Origin of the sequence: Sorangium sp. So ce1014 (assembly GCF_051521505.1) — a bacterium.
Lineage (GTDB): Bacteria > Myxococcota_A > Polyangia > Polyangiales > Polyangiaceae > Sorangium.
In genome coordinates this window covers 10239010-10256217 of record NZ_CP150356.1, presented here as the reverse complement: position 1 = coordinate 10256217, position 17208 = coordinate 10239010, and the positions used below count along the sequence as shown (strand labels likewise).

The following is a 17208-nucleotide window of genomic DNA, read 5'->3' as shown; positions in this document are numbered from 1 at the left end:
CGAGAGCGCCGCACGAGAACGCTGGATGGATCGGCGCAAAAATGACGCGATCCACGCTTCAGCTCGACGCTCGTCCGTCAGCTCACGCAATTCCGCGCAAATTCACGCAATTCGAGAGGGACATCAGGCGATGACTCGAACACGAACCACGACCCGCGAAGTCGCACGTTCGGTGACGTGGGGCCTCGTCGCCACGATCGTGCTCGGGGCCCTCATCCTGGTGGGCTCTCGCAACCTCGCCCACTTCGATGCGGCGCTCGTGGCGTACACATTCTCGATCCTCTTCGCGACCTTCGGCCTCACGTACCGCTACGTGATGTGGCTATCGCGTCCACCGACCGCGCTCTACTGGCGGCGCGGCTGGCAAGCGTTCCTCCGGCGCGGCTTCCGGCTGCGCAACGCCCGCTCCTGGCTGTCCCGCTTCAGCCTGGATGTCCTCATGAACCGCTTCATCGTGCGGCGCGGAGCGCTGCGCGGCTTGACGCACCTGCTCATCATGTGGGGCTGCACCCTCGCCGTGGCGATCACGTTTCCGCTCGTCTTCGGCTGGCTCCACTTTCGCCCGGTGCCCTCCGATCCGGCGCTCTACGAAGCGGTGGTCTTCGGATTCGCTGCGTTCCAGTTCCCCCACGGCTCGGCGCTGGGGTTCTTCCTGTTCCACGGCCTCGTGTGGGCGTCGTTCCTCGTGATCGCGGGGGTCATGCTGGCCATGCGGCGCCGGATGCGGGAGCAGGGCGCGGGCGCGCTGCAGCGGTTCGCCGAGGATCTCATGCCGCTCCTCCTGCTGTTCGCCGTGAGCGTCACGGGGCTCATGCTGACGGCGAGCTATACGTGGATGAAAGGGTACGGGTTCACGTTCATCTCCATCCTGCACGCCGTCACCGTGATCATGACGTTCGTCTGGCTGCCGTTCGGCAAGTTCTTCCATATCTTCCAGCGCCCGGCCCAGCTGGGCGTCGGCTTCTACAAGGACATGGGGCGCGCCGAGGAGAAGGCGCACTGCCGGCGCTGTGGACACGCCTTCACCTCGCGGATGCACGTGCTCGATCTGATCCAGGTGGAGCGAGAGCTGGGATACCGCTACGAGATCCCTGGCAGCGACGCCGAGCACTACCAATGGATCTGCCCGCCCTGCCGGCGCGCGTCGTTCGCGCTGGCGCAGGGGCTGTCGTGGCATGGCCGCCGCGGCGGCGCGCCGCTGCCGAGCGAGGGGCCTCTCCCCATGCCGGTGTATGCCAATCCTGGGCTCGGCGAAGGCCCTCTGGACACGGAAGACGCGGAGAATTTTCACCCATGAACGGATCGAAGGACACCTCCGGAAGCGCTGCGGCGCGGCCCGCCTTGCCGACGCCGGAGCTGGATCTCGGCGTGATCCGCGAGTTCGGACCTCACCGCGCCTATGCGAGCGACCTCCGCGTCGACAGCGGCGTCGAACCCGACAAGCTCGTGAAGACGCATTGCTGCTTTTGCGGTCAGCAGTGCGGAATGCAGCTCAAGGTCAAGGACAACACGATCGTCGGGATCGAGCCGTGGTACGAGTTCCCCTTCAACCGCGGCATGCTCTGCCCGAAGGGGGTCAAGCGCTACCTGCAACAGGCGCACCCCGATCGCCTGCTCTCCGCCTACGAGAAGGACCCGGCAGCGCCCTCGGGCTTCCGGAGGCTCGCTTATGAAGACGGGATCCGCCGGGTCGCGGACGCCATCGAGCGGATTCAGCGGGAGCACGGCCGGGACGCGTTCGCCCTCCTGTCGGGCGCCAGCCTGACGACCGAAAAGACGTACTTGATGGGCAAGTTCGCCCACATGTGCTTGCGGACGGCCAACATCGACTACAACGGCCGGCTGTGCATGGTCAGCGCGGCGGCGGGCAACAAGAAGGCGTTCGGCGTCGACCGCGCGGCGAACCCCTGGAGCGACATCCTGGGCAGCGAGGTGATCGTCGTCGCCGGCGCCAACGTGGCAGAGTGCGCGCCGATCACCACGGACTACCTCTGGCAGGCGCGCGAGCACGGGGCGAAGATCATCGTCGTCGATCCGCGCATCACGCCGATCGCCCGGACGTGCGACCTGTTCCTCCCCGTCAAACCGGGGCGCGACGCCGCCCTGTTCAACGGCATCTTGCAGCTGATGATCGAGAACGACTGGCTCGATCACGACTTCATCCGGCAGCACACCGTGGGCTTCGACGCGGTGGCCGAGCTGGTGCGCGAATGGACGCCGCGGAGGACCGCGGAGGTCACCGGGATCGCGGAGAAGACGATCCGGCAGGCCGCCGAGTGGTGGGGCACGGCGAAGACGAGCTTCTTGCTGCACGCCCGTGGGATCGAGCACCACAGCCACGGCGTGCAGAACGTCCTCAGCACGATCAACATCGTCCTGGCTTCGGGGCGCATCGGGCGGCCGGGCTCCGGCTACGCCACCATCACGGGTCAGGCCAACGGGCAGGGCGGCCGCGAGCACGGGCAGAAGTGCGATCAGCTGCCGGGCGGCCGCGATCTCGGCAATCCCGAGCATCGGGCGTACGTGGCGAGCGTCTGGGGCATGAGCCCCGACGACCTCCCGCGGCCCGGCGTCGATGCATACGAGATCATGCGCAAGGCCCACGCCGGAGAGATCCGCGGCCTGCTCTCCATCTGCTTCAACCCGGTCGTGTCGCTCCCGGACAACAACTTCGTCCGCGCAGCGCTCGAGAAGCTCGATTTTTTCGTCGCGATCGACTTCTTCATGAGCGAGACGGCGCGCTACGCGGACATCGTGCTTCCGGGATCGCTCCAGGAGGAGGACGAAGGGACGGTGACGCAGGTGGAGGGGCGCATCGTTCGCATCCACAAGGCGGTCGATTGTCCCGGGGAGGCGCGGCAGGACTGGCGGATCATCCAGGACATCGCGAAGGCCCTCGGCCGGGAGCGCGGGCTCACCTTCGAGAGCCCGCGGGAGATGTTCGATGAGCTCCGGATCGCCTCGAAGGGCGGCGTCTGCGACTACTCCGGCGTGACGTACGAGCGGATCGAGGAGAACTTCGGCGTCTTCTGGCCGTGCCGGAGCGAGACGCCGGAGGGAGCGCCCGACCCCGGCCCCCAGGGGACCGTGCGGCTGTTCGAGCCCGGTTCGTGGAACCCCGTGGCCAAGGGGAGCGGTCCGTTCTACTTCCCCGACGGGAAGGCTCGCTTCAACCCCACGCCCTACGTCGGGCCCGCCGAGGACGTCGACGACGCGTACCCGGTCATCCTCACGACCGGGCGGGTCGTCAGCCAGTTCCTGTCCGGCAACCAGACGCGCCGCATCGGGCCGCTCGTCGATCATTGCCCGGAGCCGCGTGTGGAGATCCACCCGCGGCTCGCCGGGCAGCTCGGGATCGCCGAGGGGGACTGGACCCAGGTCGAGAGTCGTCGAGGGAGCGTCACGTTGCGCGCGTCCGTCGTCAAGACCATCCGGCCGGACACCGTCTTCGTCCCCTACCACTGGGGCGGCCGGAAGAGCGCCAACCAGCTCACGATCTCGGCGCAGGATCCGATCTCGAAGATCCCCGAATACAAGGTTTGCGCCGTCCGGGTGAGCAAGGCCGACGCTCCTCCGAACCACGCCATGATCCTCGAACCCCAGCAGTGAGCGGAGGCTCCTCGTACGATGCCCGTCCCCGAGACGCACGAATTCTTCGTCGACCCCAGCCGCTGCATCGGCTGTCAGTCGTGCATCCAGGCCTGCACCGAGTGTGACACGCACAAGGGGCAATCGATGATCCAGCTCGACTACGTGGATCGAGCGCGCTCGACGCAGACGCTGCCGGTCATCTGCATGCACTGCGACTCGCCCACCTGCGCCGAGGTCTGCCCCGCCGACGCCATCAAGCGCACCGAGGACGGCGTCGTCCAGACGGCGCGAAAGCCGCGCTGCATCGCCTGCAACAACTGCGTGCTCGCGTGTCCGTTCGGTGTCCCGAAGATGAACACCCGGATGAACCTGATGATGAAATGCGACATGTGCTACGACCGCACGTCGATCGGGCTCAAGCCGATGTGCGCCTCGGTGTGTCCGAGCCAGGCGCTCGCCTTCGGCACGCGCGAGGAGATGGCCAGGCTCCGCCCGCGCGCCAGGCCGGTGAACACGTTTCGCTTCGGGGCCCAGACGATCCGGACCAAGGTGAACGTCATGGTCCCGGCGGATTCGGCGCAGGAGATCATCGACGTGACCGCGGCGATGTACGAGCCCACCATCGGCCATGACGTGCTCGACGACGTGTTCGCGGGCGAAGGGGGAGCATGAGCCAGCCCATGACCGGCGATCGAGGCCCTCTCGAGCCGCGCTCGGTGCCGCCGGACCGAGCCCCGGACACCGAGCAGCCGCGCTGGCGGCGCGATTTTCCGATCGACTGGGCGGAGGACGACTATGTCTCGCGCCGCGATCTGATCAAATACGTCGTGTTGACGAGCGGCGCCTTCGCCGTCGGACACCTCTGGCTCGTCTACAAGAGCCTGTTCGGCCGGCGCGAGGCGAGGGCGCCGGCGCTCCCGGTGGCCGCCGTCAGCGAGCTCCCCGTGGGTGGGGCCAAGACGTTCACCTATCCCGAGGGCAGCACGCCGCGGCTCCTGGTGAAGACGGGGCCGCGCGCCTTCGTGGCCTACGATCAGCAGTGCACGCACCTCCAGTGCCCGGTCATCCCCGCGGTCGAGCAAGGCAAGCTCCACTGCCCCTGCCATAACGGCTGGTTCGACCTGCACACAGGGGCTCCGCTCGCCGGTCCGCCGCAGCGACGGCTCCCCCGCGTGCTGCTCGAGGTGCGCGACGAGACCGTCTATGCGACCGGCGTCGAGGACTCGGCGACATGAAGCCGAGGAGCCGCATCGCCCGCGCCCAGCGCATGACGATCATCAACGGGATGCTCGTCTTCGTGATCTTGATCGTCGTGCTTCAGCTCTGGCTCTTCACGGCGACGGTGAACGCGACGCTGGGCGGCGACACGACGGTCGCGCTCCCCGCGGCGCTCGTGAGCCTTTTGTGCCTGGGTCTCAACATAGGGCTCCTCCGGTACCTGGTCCGGTTCGAATAGATGGACGGCTCAGGCAGGACGACGCTGACCCGCCGGATCGCGCGCGGAATCGAGGACCTGTATCCCGGCTATTTCGCGCTCGTCATGGCGACGGGCATCGTCTCGATCGCGTCCGAGCTCGTCGGTCTATCATGGATCGCCCGCGCCCTGCTCCGGGTCAACCTCGCGATCTACGCGCTCCTGAGCCTGCTCCTGCTCGTGCGCCTCGCCGTCTACCCCGGGCGCGTGCTGGGCGATCTCCGCGATCACGGACGCGGTCCTGGGTTCTTCACGCTCGTCGCCGGGACCTGCGTGCTCGGAACGCAGCTCCTCGTCGTCGGCGGTGAGCCCTCCGCCGCGCGCGTGCTCTGGTTCGCGGGCATCGCGCTGTGGGGGGTCGTCATGTACAGCTTCCTCACCGCGGTCATCGTGCGCGAGCAGAAACCCTCGCTCGAAGAGGGCATCAACGGCGCCTGGCTCATCGCGACCGTCGCCACGCAGGGGGTCTCCGTCCTCGGTTCGCTCCTCGCTCCCGGCATGACGGCGCCCGCCCCGGTGCTGTTCTTCGCGCTGTGCATGTTCCTGCTCGGCGCCCTGCTCTACCTCACGATCATCACGCTGATCTTTTACCGCTTCACCTTCCTTCCGATGACGATGGAGCGGTTGACGCCGCCCTACTGGATCAACATGGGGGCGGTGGCCATCACGACCCTCGCGGGCTCGACGCTGCTGCTCGCTCGGGAGGCGTCGCCGCTGATCGCGAGGATCGAGGCGTTCCTGACAGGCTTCACGCTCTTCTTCTGGGTCGCCGCGACCTGGTGGATCCCGCTCCTGGTCATCCTGGGGATCTGGCGCCACGCCGTCCGCCGGTTTCCCTTTCGTTACGATCCCCAGTACTGGGGAATGGTGTTCCCGCTGGGGATGTACACCGTCTGTACGATTCGATTGGCGCGAGCCGCCGATCTGGATTTCTTGCTGATCATCCCCCGCTACTCGAGCTACGTGGCGCTCCTTTCGTGGATCGTTGTCTTCGTCGCGATGATCCTCTCGCTGCTGGCCTCGGGCAAGGCACAGGCCGGAGCGCCATCCGCCTGAGGACCGCAGGCGCGGGCGGCCGAGGACGACCGGAGCCCGCTCCTACTTCGGGCCCGCTCTCCCGATCGCGATGACGTTCTGCGCCGCCGGCTTGCCGCCCTCGTGCGCGGTCCCGCCGACGCGCGGGTGCGCCCTGAGGAGCGTCACCGTGAGCGTGATCCCCCAGCCGTCGTTCGTCTTGAGCTCCGCCTGCCCGTGGCTGTCCTCCACGGCCAGGATGAGCCGGCCGAGCGGCTCGAGCCCGGCCGGCGCGGCGCCGGGCGCCGTGAGCACGCGCTGGAGCGCCGACTCCGGCAGCCCCAGGCCGAAGCCGACGTCCAAAATCGACAGCTGCACGCCCTGCGGCGCCTCGCGCACCGACACCACCGGGCCGTGCCCAGGGAGCCCGCGGCCCGCGACGTCGGTCAGGAACGCCTCGAGCACCTGCGCGAGCTCGCCGCGGTGCCCGAGGGCGTGCGTCGCGCCGCGGATCGGCTCGAGCCGCACCGCCCGGCCCGTGGCGCGGGCGGCGCTCGCGACGGCCTCGGCCACGACGTCGCCGAGCTGGAAGGCGCAGAGCGGATCTGTCGCGTCGCGCGCCGCGAGCGGCCGCACGTTCCCCGAGCCAGGGGCCGGCTGCTTCACCGGGATCAGCGCGGCGACGTAGCCCGCGATCCACGTGGAGCCGTCCGACTCGCGGCGGAGCGGGCGCACCGAGAGCACATACGGCTCGGGCGCGCTGACGCTGAGCTCGATGCCCTCGTCGCTCGCCATCACGCTGGAGAGCGACACCGCGGCGCTGCCGGCCGACGTGGCGCCGAGGACGTCGCCGAGCGTGAGCGAGCCGGGCGGGAGCGCCGCGCTCGCGCTCTCCGCGGGGACCACGACGTCGCGCGCGCGCAGCCACTTCGCGAACGCCGGCGCGACGAAGCGGACGTCGCCGAAGGCGTCGGCGTACAGGAGCCCCACCGGCGCGCTGCGCAGCATCGACCCGAAGAGCTGGAGGTCGTCGAGCGCGACGCGCGCGCCCTCGACGAGATCGTCCTCCGGCGCGTGGCCGGCGCGGTCGTCGCCCGCGCCGCCCGCGTCGGCCTCCGCGGTGCGCGCGAGGCGCTTCCTGCGCAGGAGCAGCGCGAGCTCGCGGCCGACGTGCTCGGCCCGCTCCGGCTCGCGCGAGAACGTCTGCTCCGCGACCGGGCCGCAGAAGAACACGTAGCCCTCGATCTCGCCGAACGCGATGAGCGGGACCACGACCGCCGGCATGTCCTGCTTCGTCAGGAAGCGGCGCGCCAGGCGGATCGCCGGCACGCCCTGCTCGCTGCTGTACGGCGGGCGGCGGACGTCGTGGCGGCGCTCCGCGACGAGGCTCTCGCCGCCGCGAGGGTCGCTCCGATCGTTCCAGAACCTGAGGTGCCAGCTGCCCGCGGGCAGCTCGGCGATGAGCACGAGATCGGCCGGGTGCGCCTGCTCGGCGAGGCGCGCCACGCGCGGCCAGAACTCCTCGTCCCGCAGCGTGTGGACCCCCTGCATGCGGAACAGCGCGGCGCGCTGGATGAGCTCCGCGGCGCGATCGACCGAGCGCTGGACGGCGAGCCCGCGGAGGATCATCACGCCCGCGAACGCGACCGCGAGGCCGAACAGGGTGCTCGGCAGCGGGAGGAGGCTCGCCTCCGCCCGCGCGGCGAGCACGCTCTGGCCCGCGGCGAGCGCGAACGTGGCGAGGAACAGCGCGGTCGTCGCGACGAGGCTCCCGTGGCGGCGGCGCGCGAGCCACACGAGCCCGCCGGCGAGCAGGACGAAGAGCGCCGGCACCCAGGCCGGGGCCGAGGCGCGCCGGCCGCCGTCGAGCAGCCCGCCGAGGACCGCGGCGATGCCCTTCGCCGGCGGCAGCGCCGACGTCGCGACCGCCTGGGGCGCGACGCCCCCCGCGCCGACCCCGACGACCGCGACGCGGCCCTCGAGCGCGGCCGCCGGGACCTGGCCGTCCGCGAGATCGCGCAGGCTGACCGCCGGGACGCTCTGCGGCGCCTTCTTGAGCACCCAGGGCGCCGCCGAGACGCCGAGCGCGCCGAGCTCCGCCGCGCGCGCCTCGGCGGCCAGCGGGAAGAAGCCGACGACCTCGCCCGCGCTCAGGCGCAAGAGCGCCGGCGGCATCCGGACGACGGGCGCCGCCCCCGCGGCGCGGCCCGCGGCGTCGCCGCCGCCGCAGAACGCGTCCGCCGGGGGGACCAGCAGCGCCCCGCGCGCGCGCCCGCGCTCGAGCAGCCCGGGGAGCGATCGCTCGCAGAGCCCGTCGCGCAGCGCCTCGGGCGAGGCCGTGACGAGCAGCACCTGCGCGGAGGGCGCGGCGTCGGCGAGCGCGGACGCGGTGAGGCCGCGCGCCACGTAGTCGAACCGCTCGAGCGGCGCCACGGCCGCGATCAGCGCGCCCGCGGCGATCGAGAGCACATCGGGCCGGAGCCAGCCGAAGCGCGCCGCGTCCCCCTGCGAGGTCATCGGTCGCGGGATGCGAAAGGGCTTGGGGATCCGCGGACGGTAAGTCTTCGCCATAGTCGCTGAAGAACGCAGCGCGCCAGGGGGCGCGGGACGCCCGGGCAGGCCGAGCGTCGCATCGTGGTTGCACCGATACAATTGTCTAGCGAGGTCCGCTGCGCCAAAACCATCTGCTGTTCGAGGAGCTCGAGAAGGAGGCCCCCTACAGCGCGCCCTCCGAGCGAGCCGCCGCGCCGCGCTCCGAGCGAGCCGCCGCGTCGCGCTCCGACCGAGCCGCAGCGCCCCGGCGCCGCGGCGGATCTGTTCGAGACAAGGTGCGATGTGGTGCTCCGCACCCTCCGCCGAGGCGCGTTGTGTTGCGGGCGGCGTCCGTGTGATGCGACGTCAGCGCACGCGGACGATTGGGCTGGATCGGCCTGTCGGAAGGGGTTTGAATCCCTCCTGGTTATGCGCCGCAATTCATCTGTTCTCCGGGCCGCTCCTGTCCTCGGGTTGTTCGTTCTCGCCAACAGCGTGGCCTTCTCGGCCTCGAGCTGTGGCTGCGAATCGGATCCACAGCTCGCAAATCCATCGGGCGGCGGGGGCGCGGGCGGCGAGGGCGGCGCGGGCGGCGCGGGCGGCGCGACAGGGAGCGGCGGGGCCGTGTCCGGGAGCGGCGGGGCCGTGTCCGGGAGCGGCGGCGGGGGCGCGACGGCGGACGGCGGCGGCGGGGCCGGCGGGGTCGCGCTGCCGGAGGAGCTGCCCGACTTCACCGAGGAAGAGATCGAGCCCGCCGAGGCCGTGGACGGGATCCCGAGCCCGCTGCCGGGCGTGTACGACGACAAGGGCACGGCCGGCGGCGACGAGGTGGTCCGCGCGCTGATGGGCTTCCCGATCCGCAACGCGGGGCTCCTCGACCTGGCGATCGAGGAGATCTACGACCCGGCGAGCCCGCGGTTCCGCCAGTACCTCACCCCCGACGCGTGGATCGCGGCACACGCGCCGCGGGAGCTCGACGTGCACCTCGTGAAGCTCTGGCTCGAGGAGCAAGGGCTCACGGTGAACTTCACGGCCACGAACCGGCTGCTGATCCAGTTCACCGGCACGGTGGCCCAGTTCAACGAGGCCTTCAAGACGGAGCTCCGGGTCTTCGAGCGGGAGAACCCGCAGGCGGGCAATCCCCCGTTCGACGTCTACGGCAGCCTCGGAAAGCTCACCGTGCCGACGTGGGTGTCCGACCGCACGACCGGCATCATCACGGCGGATCTCGCGGCGAGCACCAACCCGCTCTCGCCCGAGGGCGGCAGCATCGAGCCGGATCCGCCGGCCGACGTCGATCGGGGGATGACCCCCGCGCAGATCGCGGGCGCGTACGACCTCGACGACCTCTACGAGCTCGGGTTCACGGGCCAGGGCGTGAAGCTCGGGGTCACGGTCGGCGCCACCTTCAAGTACAGGGACCTCCAGTCGTTCTGGCGCGCGCTCGGCGTGCAGCGGGCGAACCCGGAGGTCGTCGTGACGATGGAGCCCGTCGCGACGCGCTACCTGGAGTCGACGCTCGACGTGGCGTGGTCGGGGAGCCTCGCGCCGGGCGCGGAGCTCGTGGTGTATCAGGGGCCCGACGCGCGCAACACGTCGATGGTCTACACGTTCAACGAGGCGATCGCCCGCGGCGAGGTGTCGGTCATCACGGACTCGTTCGCCCACCGCGAGGACTCCGAGCCGCCGGCCGTGCGGCTCCAGTACCACCACGCGGCGCGGATGGCGGCGGCGCTCGGGATCACGGTCGTCGCGGCGACCGGCGACTCGGCGCAGACCGACACGCCGTCGGCGAGCCCGTACGTGACCGGGGTCGGCGGGACGTCGCTCTGGCTCACCCGGAACGGCGAGGTCGAGAGCGAGGTCGTCTGGTCCGGCTCCGGCTCCGGCCCGACGCTCTCGTTCCCGATCCCGTCCTGGCAGGTCGGGGTCGTGGAGGGCTCCGACGGCAAGCGCGCGGTCGCCGACGTGGCGATGCACGCCGCGCTCTCGCCGGCCCCGTACTGGGTCTACTACCTCGGCGAGTGGAAGCGCTACGGCGGGACGTCGTTCTCGGCGCCCGCGTTCGCGGGGATCATCGCCGTGGTGAACAGCTACCGCGAGGCGCAGGGCCTGCCGCGCGTCGGGTTCCTCAACTCGATCCTCTACACGACCCCCGACGTGCAGGCGACGTTCCGCGACATCGTGAGCGGCGAGACGGAGTTCTTTGCCGCGGGGCCCGGCTGGGATTACCCGACGGGCTGGGGCGCGCCGAGCGCGATCGGCCTCGCCACCACGCTGCCGTAGCGGCGCCGCTCGCCGGACCCGGGCGGCGCCGCGCGCCGGCCCGATCCGACCGCACGCCGCCGTCCCGCCGCCCCGCCGCATGCTCGAGAACCTGCCGCTCTTCCCACCGAACGGGCTCGATCGAAGCCTCCACGCAGCGGTCCTGATCGGGCTCGTCTTCGGGACGCTCTTCACCGAGACGCTCGGCTGGACGTACGCGGGGCTTGTCGTGCCCGGCTACCTCGCGACGGTGTTCTTCGCGGCGCCGGTCACCGCGGTGTTCATCATCGCGGAGTCGATCGTGACGTACCTGTTCGTCGCGCTGATCGGCCGCTGGATCACCCGGACGGGCGCCTGGTCCACGGCGTTCGGGCGCGAGCGGTTCTACCTTTTCATCGTCGGCGCGGTGATCGTGCGGCTCTTCGTCGAGGGCTTCGTCGTGCCCGAGGTCTCGGCGCGCTACGACTTCGTGCACTCGCGGGAGCTCTACAGCATCGGGCTCGTGCTCGTGCCGCTCATCGCGAACGCCTTCTGGAACAGCGGCCTCCTGCGCGCGGCGCCGCGGCTCGCGGTCGTCACGGCGCTGACGGCGCTCGTGCTCGGCGTGCTGCTCCGGACGACGAACCTCTCGGTCTCGCGCTTCCAGGTCCTCAACGAGAGCCTGTCGCTCGAGTTCCTCGAGCTGCCGAAGGCCCACATCATCCTGGTCATCGGCGCGCTGCTCGGCGCCCGCAACAACGTCCGCTACGGGTGGGACTACAACGGCATCCTCGTGCCCGGCCTGCTCGCCGTGGCCTGGTACGAGCCGACGAAGCTGCTCACGACGACGATCGAGGCGCTGGTCGTCTACTACCTCTCGCGCTGGATCATCTCGGTCCGCCCCTTCTCCCGGATGCTGCTCGTGGGGCCGAGGCGCATGATCTTCGTGTACGTGCTCGGCTTCGTCCTGAAGATGGCGCTCGGCTTCGCCATGGTGCGGTTCGCGCCGGGGCTGCAGATGATCGACTACTTCGGCTTCGGCTACCTGCTCCCGAGCCTGCTCGCCGTGAAGATGTGGAACAAGGAGCACGTCGGCATCGTGATCATGCCGACGCTCCAGGTGTCGCTCACGGCGTTCCTCGTCGGCAACGGGGTCGGCTACGCGCTCGTCGCGCTCGGCTGGGGCAGCGCGCCGCCGCCGCCCGCGGCCGAGGCCCGTCCGCCGCCGCGCATCGAGAGCGCCGCGCTGGCGCTCGTGCTCTCGGACACGGCGCCGCGGCCCGGCCCGCGCCCGAGGGCGGCCGCGATCGCTGCCGACATCGAGTCGCGGCGGATCGCCCACCGGCTCGCGCGCAATGTGCTGCTCGACGGCCGGCCGGCGGACGAGGTCCTCGGCGTGGCGGAGCGCGCGCGGCTCTCGGTGGTGCGCGAGGGCGACGGCGATCGGCCGTGGTACGTCCTGAGCGCCCGGTTCGACGATCCCGAGGACACGCCGAGCGCGCCGCGGGCGGCGATCCGCAAGCGCGCCGGCCGGAGCGCGGGGCCTTCGCCCGAGTGGCTCGTGCTGGCGGCGCCCACCGAGGTCGGCTCGGCGCTGCCGGCGGTGGCGCTCCGGGTCGCGGAGCTGCTCGACGCCGCGGGGGTCGTGCTGCTGTCGCGCCACGGCGCGATCCGGCGGCACGACGAGGCGTTCGCGGCCGCGATGATCGAGGCTCTGGAGAACCCCCAGGTGCTGATCGTCGAGCCGGGCGGCGGCGACGGGCCGGAGCTCAGCGTGGTGGGCACGCCGGCGGGGCTGCCGGTGGTGTCGATCGGCGAGGGGCTCGGCGCCGAGACGGCGATGAGGTTCCGACCGGCGGCCGAGCAGCCAACGCTCCTCGCCGACGCGCCGCGCCTCCGGGTGCCGCGCCACGTGGCGGAGGCGGTCGGCGCGCGCCTGCTCGGCGCGCCGGAGGTCGTGCGCTGGAGCGGGACGCTCGAGGAGGAGCTCGCGAAGCGGATGGTGTCGCTGACGGAGGTCCAGCCGGGCCGGTTCCGCCCGCCGTCGATCGAGGAGCTGCGGCTGTTCGACAGCGTCGTGGCGCCGCGGCTGATCGCGGCGGCGACGCGCCCCGGCGGCGCCGCCAGCGCGACGCCGCCGACCGCGTGGGAGCGGGCGATCCTCGGGCGCCTCGGCTTCCGCGAGATCCGCATCGGCGGGAGCGACGCCGCGCCTGCGGCGTGGGGCATCGCCGAGCCTGGGCCGGCCGAGGGCGGCCCGGAGCGCCGCGGCAACCCGGCGTGGCTCGTGCTGGCGAATCCGGCCACGCTGCCGCCGCGCGCGGGCCCAGCGGCGGGCCCGGCGTCCTCGATCGGCGGCGTCCTGCCGGTGTCGCCGTCGCCGGGGGCGGTGAGGTCGCCGCTCACGGGCGCGATGCTCGTGGAGGTGCCCGCGCCGCGGTGGCAGATCGGGGTGTTCGGCGCGGGGCTCGCGCTCGCCGACGCGCTCTCGGCGCAGTCGCTCCTGCTCGCGGGGGCGGTGCCCACGGCGGAGCCGAACGGCGCCGCCGACGTGCGGCGCGCCGAGGGGCTGCGCAGCTTCTTCCAGCGGGCGCACGAGGTCTGGATCGGGGACGGCGGCAACGCGCTGTCGGTCCAGGCGATCGAGGCGGATCGGACCTACGAGCGGGACGCGGTGATCTCGTTCGGGTACGAGGTCGTGCGGCCGGAGCACGTGCCCACGTTCGCGGGGCCGCTGCTGGAGACGCTGGGCGATCTGGAGCTGCGCGTGGGGATCTTCGACGGCACGCGCGAGCAGGTGCCGTTCAGCGGCGCGACGGACATGGCGATGGCCTACGCGAAGCGGTTCGCCGAGGGGCGGTTCGCGATCGTGTACCTGGGCAGCGCGATCCGGCGCTTCTTCGAGCTGCGGCGCTTCGCCGCGCCGGGGCAGGGGGAGACGCGCCTCGAGGCGCGGCTCACGCGGCTCGGCGTGGCGCCCGCGCCGCTCGACGTGGCCGGGCGCGCGCAGGCGCTCGCGACGTGCGCGGGGAGCGCGGGCGCGGGCGCGAGCGGGGACGAAGCGTGCCCGACCCGGGGCGTGACGGCGGGGTGCGATCTCTTCGCTGCGATGGAGGTTTTCCGTCGCTACACGACCGAGCGGAACCCGTATTACCTGAGGGAGCACTTCTCGGCGCAGGTCAAGGGGCGGTGTCATGTGGAGATCGGGCGCGACGTGATCACGGGGCGCCCGTGGGTCATCGCGGCCCGGCCGGGGGAGGCGCAGCTCCTGCCGATCGACGGCGCGCTCGTCGCGATCCCGGGCGTTGCGGTCCCCGGCGGCGTGCGGCTGCGGCGCGCGGTCACCATCGGCACGAGCGCGCTCAGGGTCGAGGCGGCCGGGGCGGGCTCGCCGGGCGCGGCGGCCTCGGGCTCGCCTGCGTCCGGGTCTGCGGCGCCTGCGTCCGGGTCGGCGGCGCCGGGTGCGGCCCCGCAGGAGGCGACCCCGTGACCGCCCCGGCGAAGCGCCGCGAGCCGGCGAGCCACGACGCGCCCGCCCCGCCGCGCCCCGCGCGGCCGCCGCTGCGGGCGCGCTCGGCGACGGGGGGCTTCCGCGCGCGGGTGGGCGCGCCGCGCAAGGCGCTGAACCCGCGCTGGCTCATCGCGATGGCGCTGCTCGGGGTGACGGCGTTCGCGCTCTCGCTCCTGCCGGGCGCGCCGCCGCTGGGGAGCTCGCTTCCGGCCGAGGACGAGATCCTCGCCTACCACATCGAGCCGGAGCGGGACCTCGCGATCAAGATCCCGGCCGAGATCGACGCGGTGGAGGTGACGACCTGGGCGGCCGTGGAGGCCGACGTCTGCGACTCCGCGAGGCGCTATCCCTACGGCTTCGTCGCGGCGTTCGTGAACGAGCGGGGCAAGGAGGTCGCGCGGCACGTCTACGACCTGGAGAGCCGCGTCAGCTGCGATCCGGATCGTCCGCTCGGCGAGGGCGAGTACGCGGCGCGGCTCGACCGCGGCGGGGGCGCGGTGGCGGATCCGCGCTCGACGCTGCTCATCACGCACGACGTGCTCCCGCAGGGCGGGCAGGTGCGGCTCCGGGCGAAGCCCGCGGTGGGGAGCGACGGCAAGCCGATCGAGCTCACGATCCTGTCGCGGCTGGAGGGGCGCTACCAGCGCAGCGAGACGTCGCGCGCGCTCTACGAGCAGAGCCTCGACGCCGAGGAGCGGCGGCAGCTGGGGCGCCGGGTGTCGGCGCTCGGCTTCGCCGACCTGCCGGAGCCGGCGCGGAAGGAGCTGCTCCGGGGCTGGGCGCGTCGGCTCGAGGCCGGGGGCCGCGAGGGCATCGACTACGAGATGTCGCGGCTGCTCTTGCGGCGGTTCCGGATGCCGTTCCCGCGGGCGGAGGGCCGTGGCGCGTCCGAGTTCGTGGTCGGCGAGCGCCACGCGGCGGCGCTGAACTTCCGCGGCCCGCTGTCGCTCGACATCGAGGGCCCGCCGGGCCGCACGGTGCGCGTCGCGGACGGCGCGAGCGCGCCCGCGAGCGTCGCGCTCGGCCCGCTCGGGCGGGCGACGGTGCGGCTGTCGCGCGAGGACATCCGGACGGTGGTGATCGACGGGGTCGGCCCGGATTTCGGCGTGCGGTTCGGCGCGCCGGAGGCGCAGGCGATGCAGCAGATCGGCGAGATCGTGCATCCGGCGATGCCCGCGCCCGCGGGCGGCCCCGGGGCGGCGCCGGAGCCGGCGGCGGACGCTCCCGGGGCGGCGCCGGAGCCGGCGGCGGGCGCTCCCGGGGCGGCGCCGGAGCCGGCGGCGGACGCTCCCGGCGCGGCGCCGGGGCCTGCCGCGGACGCTCCCGGCGTCGCGCAGGCCGCGCCGGTGCGGCTCCAGACGCCGCCCGACGTGCGCCTCGTGCGCTACCTGGCGCTGGATCCGAGCGATCCGGTCATCGCGCGGATGGCGCCCGGGCAGGAGCTCCTCGGGCTGCTGATCCGGACCGAGGTCGAGACGACCGGCGGCGCGAACCAGGGTGACGCGACGGTTGTGGCGCGGTGGGGGCCGGGCCCGACCGAGCGCGCCGAGCTCAAGGTGACGCTCCCGCGATCGCGCTTCGAGTGGTGGAACGACGGGCTCGACGCGTCCGAGCCGCGGCTCGCGATCCTGCGGCCGCCGGAGGGGGTGGAGCGGATCGAGATCACGGGGGACGCGAGGACGCGCGTGCGGCTGCGCACGATCGAGCCGGGCGTGAACGAGACGCTGTACCGGCTGCCCTACCGGGTCACGCTGGCCGAGGACGAGACGTGGCGCTACGCGCCGTTCGACGTGAGCACGTGGACCGACGTGCGCGCGGCCAACCTCGACGATCTGGAGCGGAAGGAGCGCTTCTCGGATCTTCGCGAGCAGGTGCGGATCGAGCGGTCGGGGGAGGGCGCGAGGTCGGACGCGGATCGCCCGGAGCGGACCCTCACCCCCGAGCATGCGCCGGTGCGGCGGCGGCTGCTGATGCCGGCGTGGCAGTCGGCGGGGGAGCCGTCGCCGGGCGACGCGTGGACGCCGCTGCTCGTGGCGAAGGACGTGCGCGTGGACGGGGAGGGGGCGCGGGCTGGCCGGCTGTCGGTCATCTACCGGGCCGCGCGCGCGTCGCTGGGCAAGGAGGTCGCGGTGCGCGTGGACGGCGAGGTGGCGCTGAAGGAGCCGATCGTGGCGCTGTCGGGCGCGCTGCGCGTGGCGGCGCCGGCGGGCACGCGCCGGGTCGAGATCGAGGGGCTCGGTGACGCGGGGGCGGCGTACACGGACGCGCCGCCGGCGAACGGCGGGGCGATCGTGCGCCGGCGCGACGTGTTCGAGCTGACGCGCGCCCGGCCGATGACGTACCGGTTCAAGCAGGGGGCGGGCGAGACGCTGCACCTCGTGCTGTTCGTCGTGACGCCCGGGGAGAACGCGGACTACCGCATCCGCTACCGGTTCGAGGGGGCGAAGCCCGCGTCGCGGGAGGCGGCGTTCTTCCGGCGGGTGACGATCCCGGACGGCGTGCTGGCGGGCCGGGGCGGCGATCTGACGCGCGCGACGCTGTGGGAGGCGGCGACGGACCGGCGCGGCACGGACGGGGTGGGGCGCGGGGTGATCCGGCTGGGCGACGATCTCGCGCCGGGAGAGCGCGTGGTGCGGCTGTCGCTGCTCGGGCCGCAGGCGGGCGACGCGGGCGAGCCGGCGAAGGCGGTGTGGGTCGGGGCGGTGCTGGTCGGGCAGCGGGCGCCGGGCCGGGACAACGGGCCGCGGCTGTGGGTGGAGGACGATCCGTGAGGCGGGCTCGGGTGGAGCGGGGGGCTTCCGGGCGCAGGGCAGCGCGGTAGGGTAGGCTTCCCGTGGCCCGG

Annotated in this window: 10 protein-coding genes; 9 read left to right on the top strand and 1 reads right to left on the bottom strand. The window is 72.7% G+C overall.

Going from position 1 to position 17208, the window contains the following annotated elements; translation table 11 throughout:
* Positions 1 to 130: 130 nt before the first annotated feature.
* The 6 genes from WME75_RS38895 to WME75_RS38870 are packed head-to-tail and all read left to right on the top strand — an operon-like array spanning position 131 to position 6121.
* Entirely contained in the window at positions 131 to 1297 is a 1167-nt protein-coding gene (locus WME75_RS38895) for an MFS transporter (RefSeq protein WP_437481656.1), read from the top strand.
* Complete coding sequence (locus tag WME75_RS38890; RefSeq protein WP_437481655.1) at positions 1294 to 3609, top strand: molybdopterin oxidoreductase family protein; 2316 nt, start codon at positions 1294 to 1296, stop codon at positions 3607 to 3609. Before WME75_RS38895 ends, WME75_RS38890 begins: the two co-directional genes overlap by 4 nt.
* Positions 3610 to 3627: 18 nt before the next feature.
* Positions 3628 to 4263 carry a 4Fe-4S dicluster domain-containing protein gene (locus WME75_RS38885; RefSeq protein ID WP_437481654.1) on the top strand — a complete coding sequence of 212 codons (636 nt, stop codon included), beginning with the start codon at positions 3628 to 3630 and terminating at the stop codon, positions 4261 to 4263.
* Positions 4264 to 4271: 8 nt separating this feature from the next.
* Positions 4272 to 4826, top strand: a complete 555-nt coding sequence (locus tag WME75_RS38880; RefSeq protein ID WP_437481653.1) for a Rieske 2Fe-2S domain-containing protein — start codon at positions 4272 to 4274, stop codon at positions 4824 to 4826.
* Positions 4823 to 5047: a DUF6755 family protein gene (locus tag WME75_RS38875; RefSeq protein ID WP_437481652.1), complete on the top strand. Its 225-nt coding sequence runs from the start codon at positions 4823 to 4825 to the stop codon at positions 5045 to 5047. Before WME75_RS38880 ends, WME75_RS38875 begins: the two co-directional genes overlap by 4 nt.
* A complete protein-coding gene (locus WME75_RS38870) occupies positions 5048 to 6121 on the top strand; it encodes a tellurite resistance/C4-dicarboxylate transporter family protein (RefSeq protein ID WP_437481651.1) in 1074 nt (357 codons plus the stop codon).
* Between the two features lie 42 nt (positions 6122 to 6163).
* Here WME75_RS38870 and WME75_RS38865 read toward each other — a convergent pair whose 3' ends face one another.
* Positions 6164 to 8596: a hypothetical protein gene (locus WME75_RS38865; RefSeq protein ID WP_437481650.1), complete on the bottom strand. Its 2433-nt coding sequence runs from the start codon at positions 8594 to 8596 to the stop codon at positions 6164 to 6166.
* 489 nt (positions 8597 to 9085) lie between these two features.
* On the opposite strand from WME75_RS38865, the gene WME75_RS38860 reads away from it, so the two are divergent.
* From WME75_RS38860 to WME75_RS38850, 3 genes are all read left to right on the top strand, one after another.
* Positions 9086 to 10897 (top strand): S53 family peptidase, encoded by a 1812-nt coding sequence (locus WME75_RS38860; RefSeq protein WP_437481649.1) that lies wholly within the window; start codon positions 9086 to 9088, stop codon positions 10895 to 10897.
* 79 nt (positions 10898 to 10976) lie between these two features.
* Positions 10977 to 14345: a poly-gamma-glutamate biosynthesis protein PgsC/CapC gene (locus WME75_RS38855; protein WP_437481648.1), complete on the top strand. Its 3369-nt coding sequence runs from the start codon at positions 10977 to 10979 to the stop codon at positions 14343 to 14345.
* Positions 14342 to 17137 (top strand): hypothetical protein, encoded by a 2796-nt coding sequence (locus WME75_RS38850; protein ID WP_437481647.1) that lies wholly within the window; start codon positions 14342 to 14344, stop codon positions 17135 to 17137. Before WME75_RS38855 ends, WME75_RS38850 begins: the two co-directional genes overlap by 4 nt.
* Positions 17138 to 17208: the final 71 nt, after the last annotated feature.